Genomic DNA, 20,472 nt, shown 5'->3' with positions numbered 1-20,472 from the left:
CGGTCAGATCCGGTAGCCGGAGCCCGGGACGGTGACGATCACCGGCGGGTCGCCGAGCTTGCGGCGCAGCGTCATCACGGTGACGCGCACGACGTTGGTGAACGGGTCGGTGTGCTCGTCCCAGGCCTTCTCCAGCAGCTGCTCGGCGGAGACGACGGCGCCGCCGGCCCGCATCAGCACCTCCAGGACGGCGAACTCCTTGGGGGCGAGCTGGACGGTGCGGCCCTCGCGGATCACCTCGCGGCGGCCCGGGTCGAGCGAGATGCCGGCCCGCTCCAGCACCGGGGGCAGCGGGACGGTCGCGCGGCGGCCCAGCGCCCTTACCCGGGCGACGAGTTCGCTGAAGGCGAACGGCTTCGGAAGGTAGTCGTCCGCGCCGATCTCCAGGCCCTCGACCCGGTCGCTGATGTCACCGGAGGCGGTCAGCATGATCACCCGGGTGGCCAGGCCCTGTTCGACCACCTTGCGGCAGACGTCGTCGCCGTGGACCAGCGGGAGGTCGCGGTCCAGGACCACGACGTCGTAGTCGTTGACCGCGATGCGCTGGAGCGCGGCCTCCCCGTCGTACACCACGTCGACGGCCATCGCCTCGCGGCGCAGGCCGGTGGCGACAGCCTCGGCGAGCAACTGCTCGTCCTCGACGACGAGAACCCGCACGATCGTTGTCCCTTCTCCAGGCCGGCCCCGGAAGCGGACGCGCGGCTCCGACGGTGCCTCCATCCTGCCTGGTCCGCCGGTAAAGCAGCGATAAGCTGCCGCCCAGGCACGGAGCGTTGGCAGCGGGTGATGACCGTTCGTGCCGGGACCAGTCCGGTTGGACTGTGACACAGGCAACTTTCTCGGGCCGGAAGGTTTCCCCATCTCCCCGGCGGGGAGGACAGCTTCACACCCGCGATCTGGCTGTTGGCCGATCGCACCCACCCGCCGTGCGTTCATCCGCGCCGGCCCTGGGGCTGGGACGTCACCGGGAGCGGCCGAAGGCCGTCTCCGCGCTCGACCGGAGATCCACGACCTGCCGGACGGGGCGCTGCCGCTGGCCACACCTCCTCGGGGCGGAGAACGTACGACCGTGCACGTCCGACACAGTAAGGGGGCCCGTATGGACGCCTTCAAGGCCGGAATCCTGCAGCGCATAGCCAACGCCGAGCAGGATCTGCACCGCGCGATCGAGGCCGGGGACGAGTTCCTCGCCGAGGTGGAGCAGTCCGAGCTGGACGACCTCCGCCGGCTCGCCGCCGAGCACGGCGTGGACACCGTGCTGGAGCGCCACCGCACCGCCGCCTGATCCACCCGACCTTCCGACCCGACGCCGGACCTCCGGCACCAGCGGCCCTGCGGGGGTCGTGCGAAAACCCCAGGCCCTGGCATCCCCCGTATGCCAGGGCTCTTCGCTGTCCAGGGCCGTCCAAGGGCCCAGGAAATGCCTTCAGTCCGCCCAGGCGCGCAGCGCGGCCAGCCGCTCCTGCAACGGCTGATACACGCCCGGGGCGGCGGCCACGGTCAGCTCGCCGTCCGGGCCGTGCCCGGGGCGGCCGCCGACCAGGGCCCCGGCCTCGGCGGCGATCAGGCAGCCGGCCGCGCGGTCCCAGGGGGCGAGGCCGCGCTCGTAGTAGCCGTCCAGCCGCCCGGCGGCGACGTCGCACAGGTCCACCGCGGCGGCCCCGCCCCGGCGGATGTCCCGCACCTCGGGCATCAGGGACAGCAGCACCTCGGCCTGGCGGGTCCGCACCGACTGGACGTAGTTGAAGCCGGTGCCGATCAGCGCCTGGCCCCACGGCGGGGCCGGGCGGGTGGAGAGCGGCCGGCCGTCGAGCTGGGCGCCGCGCCCGAGGACGGCGTGGAACAGCTCGCCGCGGGCCGGCGCGTACACCACGCCGACGACCGCCCGGCCGTCCAGCTCGGCGGCCACGCTGACCGCCCAGGAGGGCAGCCCGTACAGGTAGTTGACCGTGCCGTCGAGCGGGTCGACGACCCAGCGCACCCCGCTGGTGCCGGGCCGCTCGGCGCCCTCCTCGCCGAGGTAGCCGTCCTCGGGGCGGCGCTCGGTGATCAGTTCCAGGACGAGCTTCTCGGAGGCGAGGTCCATCTCGGTCACCACGTCGACCGGACTGCTCTTGGTGCCGGCCACACCGAGGTCGGCGGGCCGGCCGTCGCGCAGCAGGGCGCCGGACTGCCGGGCCGCGTCCAGGGCGACCTCCAGCAGGTCGTCGAGGAGCCGGTCGTCGGGCAGGGCGGGGGTGGGCACGGGTCTCTCCTCCGGGGGGAACGGGACGGGCGGTCAGCGCTCGGCGGCGGCCGGGCGGGGGGCTCGCGGGTTGGGGCAGCAGGCCACCGCGCACACGTCGTGGCTGGGGCCGAGCGCGCCGAGGGCGCAGCGGGTCACCGGCTCGCCGCGCTCGGCGGCGGCCCGCTCCAGGACCAGTTCGCGCACCGCGGCGGTGAACCGCGGGTCGGCGCCGACGGTGGCGGCGCGGGCCACCGGCAGGCCGAGTTCGGCGGCCTTGGCGACGGCCTCGGTGTCGAGGTCGTACTTGACCTCCATGTGGTCGGAGACGAAGCCGATCGGGACCATCACCACGGCGGGCGCGCCGTCGGCGTGCCGGGCCTCCAGGTGGTCGCAGATGTCCGGTTCCAGCCACGGCGTGTGCGGGGCGCCGCTGCGGCTCTGGAACACCAGCTCCCAGGGCCGGTCCGCGACGCCGGTGCGTTCGGCGACGGCCTCGGCGATCAGCCGGGCGACGTCCAGGTGCTGGGCGACGTACGCGCCGCCGGGGCGGCCGCGGGCCGGGTCGTCCGGGGCGCCGGAGGTCTCGGCCATGGCGTCCGGGATGGAGTGGGTGGTGAACGCCAGCCGGGCGCCGGCCCGGACGTCCTCGGGCAGCCGCGCCAGGGCGGCCAGGGTGGCGTCGACCATCGGCTCGACGAACCCGGGGTGGTTGTAGAAGTGCCGCAGCTTGTCGACCCGCAGCTCGGGCAGGCCCTCCGCGGCGAGGGCGGCCAGCGCGTCGGCCAGGTTCTCCCGGTACTGGCGGCAGCCCGAGAAGCCGGCGTAGGCGCTGGTGGCGAGGACGGCGACGCGGCGGTGGCCGTCGGCGGCCAGTTCGCGCAGGGTGTCCACCAGGTAGGGCGCCCAGTTCCGGTTGCCCCAGTAGACCGGCAGGTCCAGGCCGTGCTCGGCGAAGTCCTTGCGCAGCGCGGCGAGCAGTTCGCGGTTCTGCTCGTTGATCGGGCTGACCCCGCCGAACAGGAAGTAGTGCTTGCCGACCTCCTTCAGCCGCTCCTTGGGGATGCCGCGGCCCCGGGTCACGTTCTCCAGGAACGGGACGACGTCCTCGGGGGCCTCGGGCCCGCCGAAGGAGAGCAGCAGCAGGGCGTCGTACGGCTGCGGCGCTGCCGGGGCGGCGCCGGACGGTGAGGGTTTGCGCGCGTCGGACATGGCACCGATCCTGCCATTGAGGGGCCGGAGACCCCCGCCGGGGCTGCGAGGATGTCCGGAAAATACTGTTTGCCAAGGTACGTAAGCTGTGTTCGCCAGCCTCGTTCCTTACCCCCGCGGAGCTCCCGTGCTGTCCAGCTACCGCCAGATATTCGCCTCCCCCGGCAGTCTGGCCTTCTCCTCCACCGGCTTCGTCTCCCGACTGCCGATCTCCATGACCGGCATCGGCATCGTGACCATGCTCTCCCAGCTGAGAGGCTCCTACGGGGTGGCGGGCCTGGTGTCGGCGACCCTGGCGATCTCCGCCGCGCTGCTCGGCCCGCAGGTCTCCCGGCTGGTGGACCGGCACGGGCAGCGCCGAATAATCGTCCCGGCCATGGCGCTCACCATCGTCGCCGTGGTCGGCCTGCTGCTGTGCGCCCGGTTCAAGGCGCCGGACTGGACGCTCTTCGTCTTCGCGGCCGGCATGGGCGTCATGCCGAGCACCGGCGCGATGGTCCGCGCCCGCTGGGCCCACCTGTACCGCGACGACGCCCCCAAGCTGCACACCGCGTACTCCTTCGAGGCCGTCGTCGACGAGGTCTGCTTCATCGTCGGCCCGATCCTCTCCATCGGCCTGGCCACCTCCGTCTTCCCCGAGGCCGGCGTCCTGCTCGCCGGGGTCTTCCTCGCCGTCGGCGTCCTGCTGTTCGCCGGGCAGCGCGCCACCGAACCGCCGGTCCACCCGGGCGCCCGGCACGCCGGCGGCTCGGTGATCCTCAACCGCGGCCTCCAGGTGCTGATCCTCACCTTCGTCGCCACCGGCGCGATCTTCGGCTCGGTCGAGGTCGTCACCGTCGCCTACTCCGAAACCCAGGGGCACAAGTCCATCGCCAGCGTGATCCTCGCGCTGTGGGCGCTCGGCTCCTGCCTGGCCGGCGTGGTGTTCGGCACCCTCAAGCTCACCGGCTCGATGGCCGGCCGCTTCTTCGCCGGCGTCCTGTTCATGGCGCTCAGCATGGCGCCGCTGCTGCTGGTCGCCGAGTCGGTACGCGGAGTCGGCGGGCTGATCGCGGTCGGCGGCGCGCTGCTGATCGCGGGCATCGCCATCTCCCCCACCCTGATCACCGCGATGGCCCTGGTCGAACGGCTCGTCCCGGCCGCCCAGCTGACCGAGGGCATGACCTGGACGACCACCGGGCTCGCCCTCGGCGTCGCCGTCGGCTCCTCCGCCGGCGGCTGGGTGGTGGACGCCGCCGGCTCCGCCGCGGGCTACTGGGTGCCCCTGACCGCCGGGGTCTTCGGCGTGGTCACCGCGCTCGCCGGACTGGGCCGGCTGCGCGCCGGACTCGCCGTCGACGAGCCCGCCGAAGCGGCCGAACAGACCGTAGACCTCGAACGGTGAACTGACTAATCTCTCCCTACCCGCGGGCCTACCCGCGGGTAGGGCGGCCCCCACCGCCCCGGACCGCGCCGACCCCGGTCGGCCACGGAGCAGGAGGCGGCGCCATGCCCCAGGCCAGTACCGCGACCCCCACCCGGTGGACCAACTGGGCCGGGAACCAGAGCGCCCGGCCCGCCCGGGCCGCCACCCCCGGCACCGCGGAGGAACTGGCCAAGGAGATCCTGCGCGCCGCCGAACAGGGCCGCACCGTCAAGGCCGTCGGCTCCGGCCACTCCTTCACCTCGATCGCCTCCGCCGGCGACGGCGTCCTGCTCCGCCCGCACGCGCTCACCGCCGTCCGCGAGATCGACCGCGAGGCCGGCACCATCACCGTCGAGTCCGGCCTCCCGCTCGCCCGGCTCAACCGGATCCTCGCCGCCGAGGGCCTCTCCCTCACCAACATGGGCGACATCGAGGTGCAGACCGTGGCCGGCGCCACCAGCACCGGCACCCACGGCACCGGCCGCGACTCCGGCTCGCTCGCCGCCCAGATCCGCGCCCTGGAGATCGTCCTCGCCGACGGCAGCGTCCGGCGCTGCTCCCCCACCGAGCACCCCCGGCTCTTCCAGGGCGCCCGGCTCGGCCTCGGCGCCCTCGGCGTGATCACCGCCCTGACCTTCGCCGTCGAGCCGGCCTTCCTGCTCACCGCGCACGAGCAGCCGATGGCCTTCGACGAGGTGCTGGAACGGCTGGACGACCTCACCGCGGTCAACGAGCACTTCGAGTTCTACTGGTTCCCGCACACCGACCGCTGCGCCACCAAGCGCAACAACCGCAGCCAGGGCCCGGCCGCCCCGCTGCCCCGGTTCAAGGAGTGGCTGGAGGACGACTTCCTCTCCAACACCGTCTGGGAGGGCGCCTGCCGGGTCGGCCGGCGCTTCCCCGCCAGCATCCCCGCCATCGCCTCACTGGCCAGCCGCGCCTGGTCCGACCGCAGCTACACCGACACCGCGCACCGGGTGTTCACCAGCCCGCGCAAGGTGCGCTTCGTGGAGATGGAGTACGCGGTGCCGCGCGCGGCCGTCGCCGGGGTGCTGCGCGAACTGAAGGCCCTGGTCGAGCGCTCCGACTGGAAGGTCGGCTTCCCGGTGGAGGTGCGCTTCGCCCCCGCCGACGACCTCTGGCTCTCCACCGCCTCCGGGCGGGACAGCGCCTACATCGCCGTCCACCTCTACCGGGGCACCGCCGACCAGGGCTACTTCACCGGCGTCGAACAGCTGATGTGCGCCCACCAGGGCCGCCCGCACTGGGGCAAGCTGCACACCCGGGACGCCGAGTACCTGTCCGGCGCCTACCCGCACTTCGGCGACTTCACCGCCCTGCGCGACGAGGTCGACCCGCAGCGCGTGTTCGGCAACGACTACCTGCGCCGGGTCCTCGGCGCCTGATCACGGGGTGGCGCCCTGGGTCGGCGCCGCGGGCTGCGGCGGGGCCACGGAGGCGGGGGCGTTGCTCGGCACCGGCGGCTGCGGGCTCGCCCCGCCGGAGGTGCCGGAGGGCTTCCCGCCGTCCGCGGTCGGCGACGAACCGGCCGACGGCGTCGCGCTCGGGCCCGCCGAGGGCGAGGCCGTACCGCCGCCGTGCCCACCGGTCCCACCGCTCGGGCTCGTGCTCGGGCCCGTACTCGGCTCCCGGCTCGGCCGCGTCGTCGCCGGGGCCGAGGCACCGCCGGACGGCGAGGGCTCCGAGCCGTGCCCGCCGCCGGTGGAGGGCCGCTCCGTCGGCGGCGCCTCCCGCAGGGAGGGGGACTTCGGGCTCACCACGCCGCCGAAGGAGGTGCCGTTGCCCGACTCGCCCTTCACCGTCGCCGACACCGGCTGCCCGGTGGCCAGTTCGAACGCCAGGATCGGCGTCATCGCCACCACGAACACCAGCCCCGACACGGCCGCGTAGGTCTTCCAGGTCCACCGCCGACGCGCCCGGACCACCTGCGGCTCGTTCCACTCCGAGGAGATCGCCGACGGCGCCGGCTCCACCGGGCGCTCCGGCACCTGGCGCAGCCCGTTCACGGCGTGGCCGGGCCCCCGGTCCACCACCGCCTCACGCAGCTGCTCGCCGGTACGCCGGAAGATGTGCTGGAACACCGCACCGCCGGTGGTGGCCCCGACACTGACCACCGCCGCACCCAGGATCGTTCCGTACACGCCGAGTTCGGAGGCGAACAGCGCCCCCACCACCGTGGCCAGCGCACTCGCCGCGACCTGAGCCACACTCAGATCGATCCGCTTGCGCTCCTTCTTGCCGCCCTCCTCGGCGGGGCTCCGCTCCGGCATCAACATCCCTCGGTCCGTACGACTGTTCCTCGAACAAGTCACTCCATCTTGCCCAAAGAAGGACACAAGGGACGAAAATGCGGTTCTCCGGCCCCGATATATGTGAAGATGATCACCGTTCACCCGCCGGTGGTCCGCCGTTGGAGGCATGCACTCTTGAGATTCCCGTGAATCGCGGGAGACTTGAGCGGCGAGCCGCCCCTTCGGATGCCACGAATGGAGTACTGTTCGTAAAGCCTGAGCCTTGGGTCGACTTGTCGACTGCGCCCACACCGGCAGATTGACGAAGAGCCACGGAACAGGCACGCACGGCGACGCCCGTCCCGGACCGTCGCGAACACTCCGCGTGCGAGGACGGCCGGGGCACCCAGGCGCGACGTCGACGGATGGCGTGGCAAAAAGGCAACCGTGCCACAGCGGCGTGACCGGGCGTATGCCCGACACGCCGGGGAACTCAGCAAGGTTGTGGCCAGTCGCGAGTGGGCAGGCCACACTCAGTACGGGAGCAGCGACGCAGGTGACGTCGGCAGGCACCACCCGGGAGGTAACCGTGCCCGAACTGCGGGTTGTGGCCGTCAGCAACGACGGCACACGGCTGGTGCTCAAGGCTGCCGACAGCACGGAGTACACCCTTCCCATCGACGAGCGGCTGCGCGCCGCCATCCGCGGGGATCGTCCGCGCCTCGGCCAGATCGAGATCGAGGTCGAGAGCCATCTGCGGCCCCGGGACATCCAGGCCCGGATACGAGCCGGTGCCTCCGCCGAGGAGGTCGCCCAGGCCGCCGGCATCTCCGTCGACCGGGTCCGCCGCTTCGAGGGTCCGGTCCTCGCCGAGCGCGCCTTCATGGCCGAACGCGCCCGCAAGACCGCCATCCGCCGCAACGGCGAATCCACCGGGCCCCAGCTCGGCGAGGCCGTCGCCGAGCGGCTCGCGCTGCGCGGCGCCGAGAAGGACACCGAACGCTGGGACTCCTGGCGGCGCGACGACGGCACCTGGGAGGTCATCCTCGCCTACCGTGCCGACGACGAGGGCCGCAGCGCCTCCTGGACGTACGACCCGCCCCGGCGCCTGGTCCAGCCCAACGACGACGAGGCCCGCGCGCTGATCGGCGAGAACGTCGAGCGCGAGGAGGAGTCGGTCTTCCCATTCATCCCGCGGATCGCCCGGCTCCCCCAGGACCGGCCGCCCCGCCCGATGATCGACCGGCCCTCCGCCGACCGCATCATGTCCGCCCGCGAAGTCCGCGAGTCCCGCGAGGCCACCGCCGAGTCCAGGGACTCCCTGACCAGCCTGCTCGACGTGGTCCCCGCCTTCCGCGGCGACCTCGCCGTCGGCCCCGCCCCGATCGAACCGGTGCCCGCAGAGGTCGCCGAGGAGAGCGAGGAGGCGGCCGCGGCCGCCGCACCGGCGGTCGGCGCGGGCTCGGCCTACGCCGACATCCTGATGCCGCGGGCCGTCGCCCCGCACCGCGAGCGCCTGGTCGGCACCACCGACCGCCAGGCCGAGGCGGACGGCGTCCGGCCCGGCCGCCGGGCCACCGTGCCCAGCTGGGACGAGATCGTCTTCGGCAGCCGGCGCAAGAAGCAGGATTAGCAGAAGCAGAGTGATACAGGGCGCCGGCTGAGCCGGCGCCCTGTATCACTTTGTGCACGTCGGGAAACCCTGTCTGAGAACGTTCCCCCGCTCAGCCCGGCTGGTCGGTCACCGCCACCGGGCGGGCCTCGTCGCTCGACCACTCGCTCCACGACCCCGGGTACAGCGTCGCCGGCAGGCCCGCCACCTCCAGCGCCAGGATCTGGTGCGCCGCCGTCACTCCCGAGCCGCAGTAGACCGCCGTCTCCCGCTCACCCGCGCCCAGCGCGCGGAACCGCGCCGTCAGCTCCGCGGCCGACCTGAACCGCCCGTCGGCCGCCACGTTCTCGGCCGTCGGCGCCGACACCGCGCCCGGGATGTGCCCGGCGCGCGGGTCCACCGGCTCGCTCTCGCCCCGGTAGCGGTCCCCCGCCCGGGCGTCCAGCAGCAGCGCACCGCGCGCCCAGGCCGCCGCGCCGTCCGCGTCCACCACGGGCAACTGCCCCGGGACCGGCTTGAAATCACCCTCCGCCGGCGCCGGAACCTCCGCCGTCACCGGCAGTCCGGCCGCCGACCAGGCCGCGTACCCGCCGTCCAGCACCCGGACGTCCCGGTGCCCGGCCCAGCGCAGCAGCCACCAGGCGCGGGCCGCCGCCAGCGAGGCCGCGCCGTCGTACACCACCACCGGGCGGTCGGAGTCCACCCCCAGGCGGCGCATCGCCGCGCCGAACTCCTCCGGGTCCGGCAGCGGGTGGCGGCCGCCCCGGCCGGGGGCGCCCGGCGGGGCCGCGAGGTCCCGGTCCAGATCGACGAAGCGGGCGCCGGGCAGGTGCCCGGCCCGGTACTCCTCGACGGCGGTCGGGCCGGACTGCGCGGCACCGACCAGCCGGTAGCGCACGTCCAACAGCACCGGCGGGCGCGCGGAGGCGAGCGCCTGCGCCAGCCCGGCCGCGGAGATCAGCGGGGAACCGTCGTTGTAGGTGGTCATGGCGGCCATTGTCGCGCAGCGCCGCCACCCCGCCGCTCTTTGTGCGCTCTTTGCCGGAATTTCCGCGCGGCCCGAGGGTTCGACGCGCGCCAGAGTGGAAGCATCACCCTCGCGCGCGAGGATTTCCGTGCGCCAACCACCCATTGCGCCAACCACCCATGAGGAGGCCCGCATTGCCCGCGGTGGAACTCCGACTGGCCCAGGGCACCCCCTGCTGGGTCAGCCTGCTGACCGACGACCTGGCCGGCGCCCGCGCGTTCTACGCCGACCTGCTCGGCTGGACCTACACCCCGGGCCCCGGCCAGCTCGGCACCTACGTCCGCGCCGAACTCGACGGGGCACCGGTCGCCGGCCTCGGCGTCTCCACCGCCACCGGCTTCCCGGTGCAGTGGACCACCTACTTCGCCGTCGACGACGCCGACCACACCGCCCAACTGGTGCGCTCCTGCGGCGGAACCGTGGCCGTCGGGCCGCTCCAGGCCGAACGCGCCGGGCGGATGGCCATCGCCGCCGACGTCTCCGGCGCCGTCTTCGGCCTCTGGCAGGGCGAGGAGCACACCGGCCGGGAGGCCGGGCCCGAACCCGGCGGACCGGCCTGGACCGAACTGCTCACCCCCGACACCGACGGCGCCGTCGCCTTCTACACCGCCGTACTCGACCGCCCCGTCCGGCACGCCGACGACGAGTCCGCGCTACTCGTGCACGGGCAACCGGTCGCCGGCATCCGGCACCGCGCCGAACTGCGCGGCCATCCGCCCCGCTGGCGGGTCCACTTCGCCGTCCGCGACGCCGACGCCACCGCCCGGCACGCCGTCGGACTCGGCGGCCGCGTCCTGGTCCCACCGCACGACACCGCCCGCGGCCGCGCCGCCCGGCTGTCCGACCCGCAGGGCGGGCACTTCTCGGTGCTGGAACTCCGCTAGCGCGCCCAGGACAGGACTCAGACCTGCTGCTCGAAGGGCAGCACGTCCGGGGAGAGCACCGAGGCCCGGGCCGTAGCGGCGGTCAGCCGGCGGCGGTGGTGCCGGCGGCAGAGCACCTCGTACCCGACCTCGTCCTCGTTCACCGAGATGTCGCCGACCACCACCTGGGCGCCCTCGACCACCATCACCCCGCCCACCGTCCGGGCGTTGTGCGTCGCCCGCGCACCGCACCAGCACAGCGCCTCGACCTGGAGCACCTCCACCCGGTCGGCCAGCTCGATCAGCCGCTGGGAGCCGGGGAAAAGCCGGGTGCGGAAGTCCGTGGTGATCCCGAACGTGTAGGCGTCGATGTCGAGTTCGTCCACCACCCGGGCCAACTGGTCGACCTGCTCGGCGGCGAAGAACTGCGCCTCGTCGCAGATCAGGTAGTCCACCCGGCCGCCCGCCGAGAGCCGGTGCACCACGTACGCGTGGAAGTCGAAGTCGTCCGTCACCTCGACCGCGTCCGCCCGCAGGCCCAGCCTGCTGGAGATGGTCGCTGCACCGGCCCGGTCGTGGCGGGTCAGGATGAGGCCCTGCCGGCCGCGGGCGGAGTGGTTGTGGTCCATCTGCAGCGCCAGCGTCGACTTGCCGCAGTCCATCGTGCCCGAGAAGAACACCAGTTCAGCCATGGGTGGAGCAAAGGCCTTTCACATCAGGGGAGTTCGGGCACAGAAGAGTCAAGGACCTGGCTCAGCCGCGAACTTCGAGCAGCGGCACGAACTGCTCGACCGGGGTCATCGAACCGTGCAGACCGATCATCGCGGACTCGCCCGGCTCGTTGCGGGAGGCGGTGATCGCGATGTCGTCCCGCGCCGCGGCCACCACGTCGCCGATCCGCCCGTACACCCGCTCGTCCACGACCGGACCGAACCAGCCCGCCGCGATCGCCTGGTCCCGGGTGGCCACCCACATCCGGTCGCCCAGCACCTCGCTCCAGACCGCGAACACGTCGGCCGCCGCACCGGGCACCGCGTACACGTGCCGGGCCCGGCCCTCGCCGCCCAGCAGGGCCACTCCGGCGCCCAGCTCCCAGTCCTCGTCGAAGTCGATCCGGTCCTCCGGCGCGATGTCGATCATGCCGTGGTCGGCGGTCACGTACATCGCCGACCGCGGCGGCAGCCGCTCGGCCAGCCGGCGGGCCAGCCGGTCCACCGCGTCCAGGGTCATCCGCCACTCGTCCGAGTCCACCCCGAAGCGGTGGCCCGCACCGTCCAGCTCGCTGACGTACGTGTAGACCAGCGCCCGGTCGTGCTCGGCCAGCCAGGAGGCCGCCAGGTCCATCCGCTCCTCGCCCGTGGTCCGGCCCAGGAAGGTGCCGCCGGACAGCGCCACCCTGGTCAGCGGCGTCTGCGAGAACAGCGGGGAGGACACCTGCGCGGTCGCCACCCCGGCGGCGTCCGTCCGCTCGAAGACCGTCGGGTACGGCTGCCAGACGTGCGGGTCGGTGTGCGGCTGCCAACGCAGCTGGTTCATCAGATAACCGGCGCCCGGCACCGCGACCGTGTACCCGGCCAGACCGTGCAGCCCCGGCGGGGTGCCGGTGCCGACCGAGGCCAGCGAGGTCGCCGTGGTCGACGGGAAACCGGCGGTCAGCGGGCGGCCCGAACCACCCATCGAACTCCCGGCCAGCGAGGACAGGAACGGCGCGTACTCCGGGTGCCGCAGCAGCAGCTCCCAGCCCAGGCCGTCCACCAGGAACACCACCACCCGGTCCGCCGGGGCGATCGGCAGGGTCGCGGTGAAACCCGGAACGCCCAGGCCCGCCGCCACCGAGGGCAACAGGTCGCAGAGCGAACCGCTGCCGTACGGGGGCGCGGGAGCCGCGGCCGGGTCGAGGATCTCGAAGGCGTCGAAGCCGCCGGAAGGTGCGAAGGACATGAAACCGGATTCGTAGCAGTCGAAGGCGGCGGCGCTCAGACCCGCGGGCCGTTGCTGATCGTCGCGTCGGAGAGCGCGCGGGCGAACACCAGTGCCTGGGCCACCGTCTCCGGGCCGTCACCGGCCTCGCTCACCCGCAGTGAGAGATCGTCAGCCGTCGCCGAACCCGTGTAGCCGTGGTCAGCCTCGCAGTTCGGGTCCGAACAGCCCGCGGGCTCCAGGTCCAGCCGCTGCACCGCACCCCAGCCGATCGTCAGCACCACCTCGCGCGGCAGCGTCCCCGGCGTGTACGTCTCCGGGTTCGCGACCATCCGGCTCAGCACGACCGAACCGATCCGGTCCAGCCGGACACTCTCCGTCGACGTCGTCGCGAACGGCACCGCCGGACTGCCCGCGTCCCCCGACTGCTCGTCGGTGTGGCTCACCACGAACCGCGTCGGGGTCAGCACCAGCACCGTCACGTGCCGACGCACCTCGTTGGCGTCGAAGGTCGTCTCCTGGTGCACCAGGTAGGAGCTGATCGGCTCCGGGCCCACCGCGGCCTCGACCGCCTCGGACACCAGGGCCGGGTAGTAACCGCTGCGCTCGATCGCCGAGCGCAGGTCCTGAGTGCTGGTGGTACCGGTCTTCGCCATAACTCCATCCTGGCATGGTCCGCCGACGAAGCGGGCGGCACGGCGCCGAGCTTCGGACAACAGCGCCCACAGGCAGGCGCAACCAAGGAAGGTTACAGGCTGCTCATCGCGCGCGGGCCCAGATCGCTACGGACGGGCAGCGGCGCGATCCGCACCCGCGCCCCCAGGATCGCCAGCCCGTACGGGGCCACGACCACCGGTTCGAGATCCACCGAGGCGATCTCCGGCACGTCGTCCACCAACTGCGACACCCGCAGCAGCAACTCCTCCAACGCGCCGGTGTCCACCGCCTCCGCACCCCGCCAACCGAACAGCAGGGGCGCCGCCCGCACCTCCCGGACCAGCCCGGCCACCTCCTGGTCGGTCGCCGGGACCAAGCGGTGCGCCACGTCGCCCAGCAGCTCGGCGGGCGCCCCCGCCAGGCCGAACGACAGGATCGCGCCGACCGCCGGATCCACCGTGGCACCGATCACGGTGTCCACCCCGCGCGGCGCCAGCCGCTGCACCACCAGCTCCGCCTGCGCCGCACCGCCCAGCAGCGCGTCCAGCTCGCGGTGCGCCCGGCGCAGCCCGGGCTCGCCGGTCAGGTCCAGCCGCACGCTGCCCAGGTCCGGGCGGTGGCGCAGATGCGGGGCGGTGGCCTTCAACGCCACCGGATAGCCGAGTGTCGCCGCGGCCCGCACGGCCGCCTCCTCGTCCGGCGCCGGCAGCGCCGGGAAGACGTCGATGCCGTAGCGCGCCAGCAGCTCACGGGCCCCGGCGTCCGGCAGGGTGATCCGGGCGCCGCCCGGCTGCGTCCGCGCGGCGATCGCCGTCCGGGTGCTCAACGCCGCCTCGACCAGCGCCCGGGCGCCCGGCTCGTCGATCCGGTCCAGCTCGGGCACCCGGGCCGTCTCCTCCGCCTCGGCCGTCCGGCGCCGCCACTGCGCGTAGTGCACCGCATGCGCCAGCGCCCGCACCGCCCGCTCCGGCGCCGCGAACGCCGGCACGCCCCCCGGGCGCAGCCGGACCGGCAGATCGGTCAACGCCAGATGGGCGAGCACCAGCGGCTTGCCCAACTCCCTTGCCCTTCCGCTGGCTTCGAGCAGTGCTTCGGCGATCTCCGGATCGTCCGAACCCATCTCCGGATCGTCCGGACCGGTCAGTCGGCCGCCCATGAAGGCGTGCGCGGACGTGCCGATCGGCGGGATCGCCACCGCGATCACCGCGTCCACCGCCGGATCGGCCAGTGCCACGTCCAGCGCGATCCGGAAGTTCTCGCCCGTCGCGGCCGTGGTCAGGTCCACCGGCGTGCGCGGCCGCAGGCCCGCGCTCAGGCAGGCGTCGTAGGTCAGCAGACCCAGCGAGTCCGAGTTGCCGACCACCGCGACCCGGTCCCCCGGCGGCAGCGGCTGCAGGGCCAGCAGCTCCCCGGTGTCGTACAGCTCGGTGATCGTCTCCACCCTGATCACGCCCGCCTGCTCGAACAGCGCGTCCACCGTCGCGTCACGCAGCCCCGTCGCGGTCGCCGGCACCGCGTGGCCCGGCGGCAGGCTGCCGGTGTGCCGGGCGCCCTTCACCACCACGACCGGCTTCACCGCGGCCAGCCGGCGCGCGATCCGGGTGAACTTGCGCGGGTTGCCGAAGGACTCCAGGTAGAGCAGCACCACCTCGGTGGCCTCGTCCTCCGCCCAGTACTGCAGGAAGTCGTTCCCGGAGACGTCCGACCGGTTGCCCACCGAGGCGAAGGAGGACACCCCCAGGCCCCGGCGGTGCGCCGACTCCAGCAGAGCCACCCCGATCGCGCCGGACTGGCAGAAGATCCCGAACCCGCCCCGGCCCGGCAGCTGCGGGGCCAGCGAGGCGTTCAACGGGCGGTCCGGATCGGTGTTGATCAGGCCGAAGGCGTTCGGGCCGATCACCCGCATCCCCGCCGCCCGCGCCTGGCGCACCAGCGCGCGCTGGCGGTCCCGGCCCTCCGGACCGGTCTCCGCGTACCCGGCGGTCACCACCACCAGGCCCTGCACCCCGTGCGCGCCGCACTCGGCGACGGCCGCCGGGACGGCCCCCTCCGGGACGGCGATCACCGCGAGATCCACCGGCCCGGGAATGTCCAGAACCGAACGGTGCACCGGGACACCGTCCAGCCCGGTGCCCGGCGGGGCGTTGCGGTTCACCGCGTACACCGGGCGCGTGTCGTCGGCGCTGCCCAACAGGTCCCGCAGGATCGCCCGGCCCACCGTCTGCGGATTGCGCGACACCCCGATCACCGCCACCGACCGCGGGGTCAGCAGCCGCTGCACCGACTTCGCCTCCGCCCGGTGCTCGCGCGCCCGCATCACCGCCAGCGAACGGTCCGTCTGCTCAAGATCGAACTCCAGGTGCACCACACCGTCGGTGAAACTGCGGCGCTGCGTGTAGCCGGCATCGGTGAAGACCTTCACCATCTTCCGGTTCTCCGGCAGCACCTCCGCCTGGAACCGGCGGATCCCGCGCTCCTGCGCCACCGCCGCGATGTGCTCCAGTAGCGCCGAGGCCACCCCGCGGCCCTGATGGGCGTCCTGCACCAGGAACGCCACCTCGGCGTCCGTCCCGGCCTCGGACGGACGGCCCTGCCCGTCGATCCGGTCGTAGCGGACGGTCGCGATGAAACGGTCCCGGACCACCACCGCCAGCGCCACCCGGTCCACGAAGTCGTGGTGGGTGAAACGGCGGACGTCCTTCTCCGACAACCGGGGATAGGGGGCGAAGAAACGGAAGTACTTGGACTGGTCCGACACCTGTGCGTAGAACTCCACCAGACGCTCCGCGTCCTCCGGCGTGATCGGCCGGATACGGGCCGTACCGCCGTCCCGCAGCAGGATGTCGGCCTCCCAGTGCTGGGGGTAATCCGGTCCGGATTCCCCCCGGTCACCGGGGTCCTGCTCGGGCTGCGCCACTGCGGAGTCGTCCACATTCGTCAGGTTATCCGGCAGCGAGCCGAATGGCGCCGGGCGCACACTGGCAGCAGGGTGGGCAGGGCCGCCGGCCGGGCCTTATGCCCCGAAAAGAAACAATCACAAGTCCCGAACGCGGCGGCTCGCAGGGGCCGCCTGCGTGCAACACTGGTCTAGACAACATGGCCGCTTCCCCGAGCACGGCCGTAACCAGCTTCACCGGAAAGGCACGTCTCATGGCTGAGCGCCGCGTCACCATCGGTTGGGCCGAGGGCCTGCACGCCCGTCCCGCCTCCGTCTTCGTCCGGGCCGTCACGGCCACCGGCGTGCCGATCACCATCGCCAAGCCGGGCGGCAACCCCGTCAACGCCGCCTCCATGCTCGGCCTGCTCGGCCTCGGCGCCCAGGGCGGCGACGAGGTCATCCTCGCCTCCGACGCCGACAACGCCGACGACGCCCTGGACCGCCTCGCCAAGCTCGTCCAGGAAGGCCTCGACGAGCTCCCGGCCGCGGCCTGAGCCAACTCGACCGACAGAAGCGCCCGGCAGTCCTAACACTGCCGGGCGCTTCTGTTCGCGGAATCGATCGCATCCACACCATTGAGCGAACTGGCGAGCGATCGCGCTCCTTCGGCGATCGATCGCACAGACGCTCACCGCATGACATTCTTCGACCTCGAACGACCCCAGCACGCCTACATGTTCGCCTTCCTCCAGGCGGACGGACACCTCACCGAGCAGTCCCGCAACCGCGGCCGGCTCTCCGTGGAACTCTCCGCGCGCGACGCGCCCATCCTGGAGGAGTTCCAGCGGCTCTGCCCGTACAACAGCAGCATCCGGTACCGGACGCGCAGCACGAACTTCAAAGCGGAGCACACCTCGGCGATGTGGACCGTCTGCGCCCGCGAATTCCGCGAGGAACTGCGGGACCTCGGCCTGCCGGTGGGGCGGAAGTCCGAGCTCATCGCACCGCCGACGGTGCCGTTCTCCGAGCGCGACTACCTGCGCGGCCTCATCGACGCCGACGGCTCGGTGGGCCTCACGTCCAAGGAACTGCCCTTCGTCAGCCTGGCCACCAAGAGCGACGCGACGGCCGCCTTCACTGCCCTCTATGCAGAACGCCTCTGCGGAGCCCGGCGCAAGCTCAACCGCAACAAACGCGACAACATCTACAACATCCTCTTCCTCAACGAGGCCGCCGTGGCCCTGGCCACCGACCTCTACTACCCGGGCTGCCTGGCGCTGCTCCGCAAGCAGGCCGGTGCCGATCGAGTCAGCGGGTGGGTTCGTCCATCGACCATGGGATTCGCACCCCCTCGGCGCAGCTGGACCCCGGAGGAGGACGAGGTGATCCTCACCGCACCAAGCATGGAGACGGCCTCCGCGCACTTGGGGCGAACGCTCAAGAGCTGCAAGGTCCGTCACTGGCGACTTGTCGGCCCCAAACGTCCGAGAGTCTTTCCGCAGCGGTGAAGGCGGCCCCCGGCTTCGTCGGGGGCCGCCTCATTCGATCACCCCTTGACGCAGACGACCTGCATGAGGTGGGCGATCGGCTCGACGAGATCGGTCTGCTGTGCCATGACCTTCTCGATCGACTTGTACGCGCCCGGGATCTCGTCCACGACGCCGCTGTCCTTGCGGCACTCCACGCCCTTGGTCTGCTCCACCAAGTCCTGCGTGGAGAACCGCTTCTTCGCCGCGCTGCGGCTCATCTTGCGGCCGGCACCGTGCGAGGCCGAGTTGAACGACGCCTCGTTGCCCAGCCCGCGCACGATGTACGAACCGGTGGCCATGGACCCCGGGATGATGCCGTAGTCGCCGGTCCGGGCGCGAATCGCGCCCTTGCGGGTCACCAGCAGGTCCTGGCCGTCGTACCGCTCCTCCGCCACGTAGTTGTGGTGGCAGCTGATCTCGTCCTCGAAGGTCACCTTCGCCTTCGGGAGCTCGCGGCGTACGACGTCCTTGAAGAGAGCCATCATGATCGAGCGGTTGTGCAGCGCGTATTCCTGCGCCCAGAACAGGTCCTGCCGGTAGGCCGCCATCTGCGGGGTCTCCGAGATGAACACCGCGAGGTCACGGTCGATCAGCCCCTGGTTGTGCGGCAGCGACCGGGCCACACCCATGTGGTACTCGGCCAGTTCCTTGCCGATTCCACGGGAACCGGAATGCAGCGTCAGCCAAACACTTTTCTTATCATCGACACATAGTTCAATGTGGTGATTCCCTCCCCCGAGCGTCCCCATCTGCTGCATCGCCCGCTCGCGGCGCCACTTGACCTCCCCGGCCACGCCGTCGAAGCGGTGCCAGAAGTCGTCCCAGCCCGCCGTTCGGAGGCCGTGCAGCTTGGTCGGGTCGACGGGGTCGGTGTGGAGGCCGCGGCCGACCGGGATGGCCTGCTCGATCTTGGAGCGGAGGCGGGACAGGTCGTCGGGGAGGTCCTCGGCGGTGAGGGAGGTCTTCACCGCGCTCATGCCGCAGCCGATGTCGACGCCGACCGCCGCCGGGCAGACGGCGCCCTTCATGGCGATGACGGAGCCGACGGTCGCGCCCTTGCCCAGGTGGACGTCGGGCATCACGGCGAGGCCGCGCAGCCAGGGCAGGGAGCTGATGTTGCGCAGCTGCTGCAGGGCCTGGCCCTCGACGGTGGCCGGGTCGGTCCACATCCGGATCGGGACCCGGATTCCGGGCACCTCGGTGTACGTCATGGTTGAACGACCTCCAGCGGTCGGGCGGTTCGGGGAAGGGGGTGCCGCGCGAAGAAGCCCGGTGCGGCTCGGGGAAGTTCGGGGGTGGGGCTCAGGCGCCCTGGGCACAGGGGGAGGACGGCCTTGGGGAGCGTCGGCGTATGGCTCGCTCGACCCGCATGGTGACCGCCTCCCTTCGTTCGTCGTCGTTCGCCGTCGTTCGTCCGTGTGTGCCGGGGACATCTATCCACGGAACGCCGCTGGCCCGCAACGGATTTAACAACGCGACGGCCCGGCGGAGCGGGTGCTCCACCGGGCCGCACGGGAAACGCCGGGTCAGCTGACGACGGTGACCTCGCCGATGCCGAGGGCCCGCACGTCGTCGGCGATGACGGAGGCGTCGCCGACCAGCACGGTGACCAGGCGGTCCGGCGGGAAGGCGGCGACGACGGCCTCGGTGGCGGCGGCGGTGGGCAGTTCGGCGAGCTGCCGGTAGACCTCGGCCTGGTAGTCGTCCGCGAGGTACTGCTCGACCTGGTCGGCCAGGGTGCCGGCGACCGAGCCCGCGGTCTCGTACTTCAGCGGGGCGACGCCGACCAGGAACTGCACGGCCTCGTCGCGCTCGGCGTCGGTGAGGCCCTCGGCGGCGAGGGTGCGCAGGATGGTCCAGGTGTCGGCGAGCGCCGGGGCGGTGGAGGCGGTGTCCACCGAGCCGCTGATGGCGAGCAGCGAGCGGCCGCTGCCGTCGGCGGCGGAGCGCAGCGGCTGGGCGAAGGAGCGGACGCCGTAGGTGTAGCCCTTCTCCTCGCGCAGGACGCGGTCGAGGCGGGAGGTGAGGGTGCCGCCGAGGCAGTAGGTGCCGAGGATCTGGGCGGCCCAGAGGGGGTCGTGGCGGTCGGGGCCGATGCGGCCGATGAGGAGTTGGGTCTGGACGGAGCCGGGGCGGTCGACGATGACGACGCGGCCGCGGTCGTCGGCGGTGACGGGGGCGTGGGCGGAGGGTTCGGCGGTGTTGCCGGTCCAGGTGCCGAGGGTGCTCTCCAGGAGGGCGGGCAGGTCGGTGCCGGTGAGGTCGCCGACCACGACGACGGTGGCGGTGGCGGGGCGCACGTGGGCGTCGTAGAAGGCCTTGACGGCGGCCCGGTCGATGGCCTTGACCGTGTCGGCGGTGCCGCTGCGGGGCCGGGAGAGGCGGTCGGCGCCGTCGAAGAGCTCGGCGTAGAGGGCCTTGGCGGCGCGCCGCGCGGGGTTGGCCTGCTCGTGGACGATCTCGTCGAGGCGGTTGGCGACGAGGCGCTCGATCTCGTCCTCGGGGAGGGCGGGGGCGCGCAGGGCGTCGGCGAGCAGGGAGAGGCCGCGCTGCAGGCGGGAGGCGGGGACCTCCAGGGAGACGCGGATGCAGGGGTGGTCGGCGTGGGCGTCGAGGGTGGCGCCGGCGCGTTCGAGTTCGGCGGCGTACTCCTCGGCGGTGAGGGTGTCGGTGCCCTCGCTGAGGGCGCGGGCGAGGATGGCGGCGATGCCGTCGAGGCCGTCGGGTTCGGCGGCGAGCGGGGCGTCGAGGAGGACCTCGACGGCGACGAGCTGCTGGCCGGGCCGGTGGCAGTGCAGGACGGTGATGCCGTTGCCGAGGGCGGCGCGCTCGGGGGCGGGGAAGGCCCAGGGGCCGGGGGTGCCGGGCTCGGGCTGGGGGTGGAACGTCATGG

Annotated in this window: 18 protein-coding genes; 7 read left to right on the top strand and 11 right to left on the bottom strand. The window is 72.9% G+C overall.

Going from position 1 to position 20,472, the window contains the following annotated elements:
- Positions 1 to 3: 3 nt before the first annotated feature.
- Positions 4 to 657, bottom strand: a complete 654-nt coding sequence (locus tag ACFWPT_RS08990) for a response regulator transcription factor (RefSeq protein WP_063349384.1) — start codon at positions 655 to 657, stop codon at positions 4 to 6.
- 442 nt (positions 658 to 1,099) lie between these two features.
- Here ACFWPT_RS08990 and ACFWPT_RS08985 point away from each other — a divergent pair, with 442 nt between their 5' ends.
- Entirely contained in the window at positions 1,100 to 1,285 is a 186-nt protein-coding gene (locus tag ACFWPT_RS08985) for a hypothetical protein (protein WP_030057688.1), read from the top strand.
- Between the two features lie 141 nt (positions 1,286 to 1,426).
- Here the strand turns inward: ACFWPT_RS08985 and ACFWPT_RS08980 are convergent, their stop codons facing one another.
- Positions 1,427 to 2,245: an inositol monophosphatase family protein gene (locus tag ACFWPT_RS08980; RefSeq protein WP_380480684.1), complete on the bottom strand. Its 819-nt coding sequence runs from the start codon at positions 2,243 to 2,245 to the stop codon at positions 1,427 to 1,429.
- Positions 2,246 to 2,278: 33 nt separating this feature from the next.
- Positions 2,279 to 3,436 carry a ferrochelatase gene (locus ACFWPT_RS08975; RefSeq protein ID WP_380480682.1) on the bottom strand — a complete coding sequence of 386 codons (1,158 nt, stop codon included), beginning with the start codon at positions 3,434 to 3,436 and terminating at the stop codon, positions 2,279 to 2,281.
- Between the two features lie 127 nt (positions 3,437 to 3,563).
- On the opposite strand from ACFWPT_RS08975, the gene ACFWPT_RS08970 reads away from it, so the two are divergent.
- Complete coding sequence (locus tag ACFWPT_RS08970; RefSeq protein ID WP_063349381.1) at positions 3,564 to 4,820, top strand: MFS transporter; 1,257 nt, start codon at positions 3,564 to 3,566, stop codon at positions 4,818 to 4,820.
- A gap of 104 nt (positions 4,821 to 4,924) precedes the next feature.
- Positions 4,925 to 6,247 (top strand): D-arabinono-1,4-lactone oxidase, encoded by a 1,323-nt coding sequence (locus ACFWPT_RS08965; RefSeq protein WP_380480680.1) that lies wholly within the window; start codon positions 4,925 to 4,927, stop codon positions 6,245 to 6,247.
- Here the strand turns inward: ACFWPT_RS08965 and ACFWPT_RS08960 are convergent, their stop codons facing one another.
- The gene (locus ACFWPT_RS08960; protein ID WP_380480678.1) at positions 6,248 to 7,132 is read right to left on the bottom strand and encodes a hypothetical protein; all 885 of its coding nucleotides are present in this window, start codon (positions 7,130 to 7,132) and stop codon (positions 6,248 to 6,250) included. It abuts the gene before it with no gap.
- 517 nt (positions 7,133 to 7,649) lie between these two features.
- Here ACFWPT_RS08960 and sepH point away from each other — a divergent pair.
- On the top strand, positions 7,650 to 8,726 hold the full coding sequence (gene sepH, locus ACFWPT_RS08955) for a septation protein SepH (protein ID WP_380480676.1): 1,077 nt from the start codon (positions 7,650 to 7,652) through the stop codon (positions 8,724 to 8,726).
- Between the two features lie 91 nt (positions 8,727 to 8,817).
- Here the strand turns inward: sepH and ACFWPT_RS08950 are convergent, their stop codons facing one another.
- A complete protein-coding gene (locus ACFWPT_RS08950) occupies positions 8,818 to 9,693 on the bottom strand; it encodes a sulfurtransferase (protein WP_063351414.1) in 876 nt (291 codons plus the stop codon).
- Positions 9,694 to 9,875: 182 nt separating this feature from the next.
- Here ACFWPT_RS08950 and ACFWPT_RS08945 point away from each other — a divergent pair, with 182 nt between their 5' ends.
- Positions 9,876 to 10,616: a VOC family protein gene (locus tag ACFWPT_RS08945; protein ID WP_380480695.1), complete on the top strand. Its 741-nt coding sequence runs from the start codon at positions 9,876 to 9,878 to the stop codon at positions 10,614 to 10,616.
- A 17-nt stretch (positions 10,617 to 10,633) separates the two neighbouring features.
- Here ACFWPT_RS08945 and ACFWPT_RS08940 read toward each other — a convergent pair whose 3' ends face one another.
- The 4 genes from ACFWPT_RS08940 to ACFWPT_RS08925 all read right to left on the bottom strand — a co-directional run bounded on the left by ACFWPT_RS08940 (position 10,634) and on the right by ACFWPT_RS08925 (position 16,104).
- Entirely contained in the window at positions 10,634 to 11,287 is a 654-nt protein-coding gene (locus tag ACFWPT_RS08940; protein ID WP_063349376.1) for a thymidine kinase, read from the bottom strand.
- Positions 11,288 to 11,348: 61 nt separating this feature from the next.
- Positions 11,349 to 12,536, bottom strand: a complete 1,188-nt coding sequence (locus tag ACFWPT_RS08935) for an alkaline phosphatase family protein (RefSeq protein ID WP_063349375.1) — start codon at positions 12,534 to 12,536, stop codon at positions 11,349 to 11,351.
- A 35-nt stretch (positions 12,537 to 12,571) separates the two neighbouring features.
- Positions 12,572 to 13,171, bottom strand: coding sequence for a DUF5998 family protein (locus ACFWPT_RS08930; protein WP_063349374.1), 600 nt, complete (start codon positions 13,169 to 13,171; stop codon positions 12,572 to 12,574).
- 92 nt (positions 13,172 to 13,263) lie between these two features.
- Positions 13,264 to 16,104 carry a GNAT family N-acetyltransferase gene (locus ACFWPT_RS08925; RefSeq protein WP_380480673.1) on the bottom strand — a complete coding sequence of 947 codons (2,841 nt, stop codon included), beginning with the start codon at positions 16,102 to 16,104 and terminating at the stop codon, positions 13,264 to 13,266.
- 218 nt (positions 16,105 to 16,322) lie between these two features.
- On the opposite strand from ACFWPT_RS08925, the gene ACFWPT_RS08920 reads away from it, so the two are divergent.
- Both ACFWPT_RS08920 and ACFWPT_RS08915 read left to right on the top strand, forming a co-directional pair.
- Complete coding sequence (locus tag ACFWPT_RS08920) at positions 16,323 to 16,604, top strand: HPr family phosphocarrier protein (RefSeq protein WP_063349373.1); 282 nt, start codon at positions 16,323 to 16,325, stop codon at positions 16,602 to 16,604.
- 141 nt (positions 16,605 to 16,745) lie between these two features.
- Positions 16,746 to 17,558, top strand: a complete 813-nt coding sequence (locus ACFWPT_RS08915; RefSeq protein WP_380480671.1) for an LAGLIDADG family homing endonuclease — start codon at positions 16,746 to 16,748, stop codon at positions 17,556 to 17,558.
- Positions 17,559 to 17,596: 38 nt separating this feature from the next.
- On the opposite strand, the gene ACFWPT_RS08910 is transcribed toward ACFWPT_RS08915, so the two are convergent.
- Positions 17,597 to 18,790, bottom strand: a complete 1,194-nt coding sequence (locus ACFWPT_RS08910) for an RtcB family protein (protein ID WP_380480669.1) — start codon at positions 18,788 to 18,790, stop codon at positions 17,597 to 17,599.
- 315 nt (positions 18,791 to 19,105) lie between these two features.
- A complete protein-coding gene (locus tag ACFWPT_RS08905; RefSeq protein ID WP_063351412.1) occupies positions 19,106 to 20,470 on the bottom strand; it encodes a pitrilysin family protein in 1,365 nt (454 codons plus the stop codon).
- Between the last annotated feature and the right edge of the window lie 2 nt (positions 20,471 to 20,472).

This window comes from Kitasatospora sp. NPDC058478 (assembly GCF_042720345.1).
GTDB lineage: Bacteria > Actinomycetota > Actinomycetes > Streptomycetales > Streptomycetaceae > Kitasatospora.
This window is presented reverse-complemented; position numbering and strand designations above follow the sequence as displayed.

Bases quoted from the DNA above. Each gene is read 5' to 3' on its own strand.
- ACFWPT_RS08985 (WP_030057688.1), top strand. From the start codon at position 1,100: ATGGACGCCTTCAAGGCCGGAATCCTGCAGCGCATAGCCAACGCCGAG.
- ACFWPT_RS08975 (WP_380480682.1), bottom strand. From the start codon at position 3,436: ATGTCCGACGCGCGCAAACCCTCACCGTCCGGCGCCGCCCCGGCAGCG.
- ACFWPT_RS08965 (WP_380480680.1), top strand. From the start codon at position 4,925: ATGCCCCAGGCCAGTACCGCGACCCCCACCCGGTGGACCAACTGGGCC.
- ACFWPT_RS08960 (WP_380480678.1), bottom strand. From the start codon at position 7,132: ATGCCGGAGCGGAGCCCCGCCGAGGAGGGCGGCAAGAAGGAGCGCAAG.
- ACFWPT_RS08950 (WP_063351414.1), bottom strand. From the start codon at position 9,693: ATGACCACCTACAACGACGGTTCCCCGCTGATCTCCGCGGCCGGGCTG.
- ACFWPT_RS08940 (WP_063349376.1), bottom strand. From the start codon at position 11,287: ATGGCTGAACTGGTGTTCTTCTCGGGCACGATGGACTGCGGCAAGTCG.
- ACFWPT_RS08935 (WP_063349375.1), bottom strand. From the start codon at position 12,536: ATGTCCTTCGCACCTTCCGGCGGCTTCGACGCCTTCGAGATCCTCGAC.
- ACFWPT_RS08930 (WP_063349374.1), bottom strand. From the start codon at position 13,171: ATGGCGAAGACCGGTACCACCAGCACTCAGGACCTGCGCTCGGCGATC.
- ACFWPT_RS08920 (WP_063349373.1), top strand. From the start codon at position 16,323: ATGGCTGAGCGCCGCGTCACCATCGGTTGGGCCGAGGGCCTGCACGCC.
- ACFWPT_RS08915 (WP_380480671.1), top strand. From the start codon at position 16,746: ATGACATTCTTCGACCTCGAACGACCCCAGCACGCCTACATGTTCGCC.
- ACFWPT_RS08910 (WP_380480669.1), bottom strand. From the start codon at position 18,790: ATGACGTACACCGAGGTGCCCGGAATCCGGGTCCCGATCCGGATGTGG.
- ACFWPT_RS08905 (WP_063351412.1), bottom strand. From the start codon at position 20,470: ATGACGTTCCACCCCCAGCCCGAGCCCGGCACCCCCGGCCCCTGGGCC.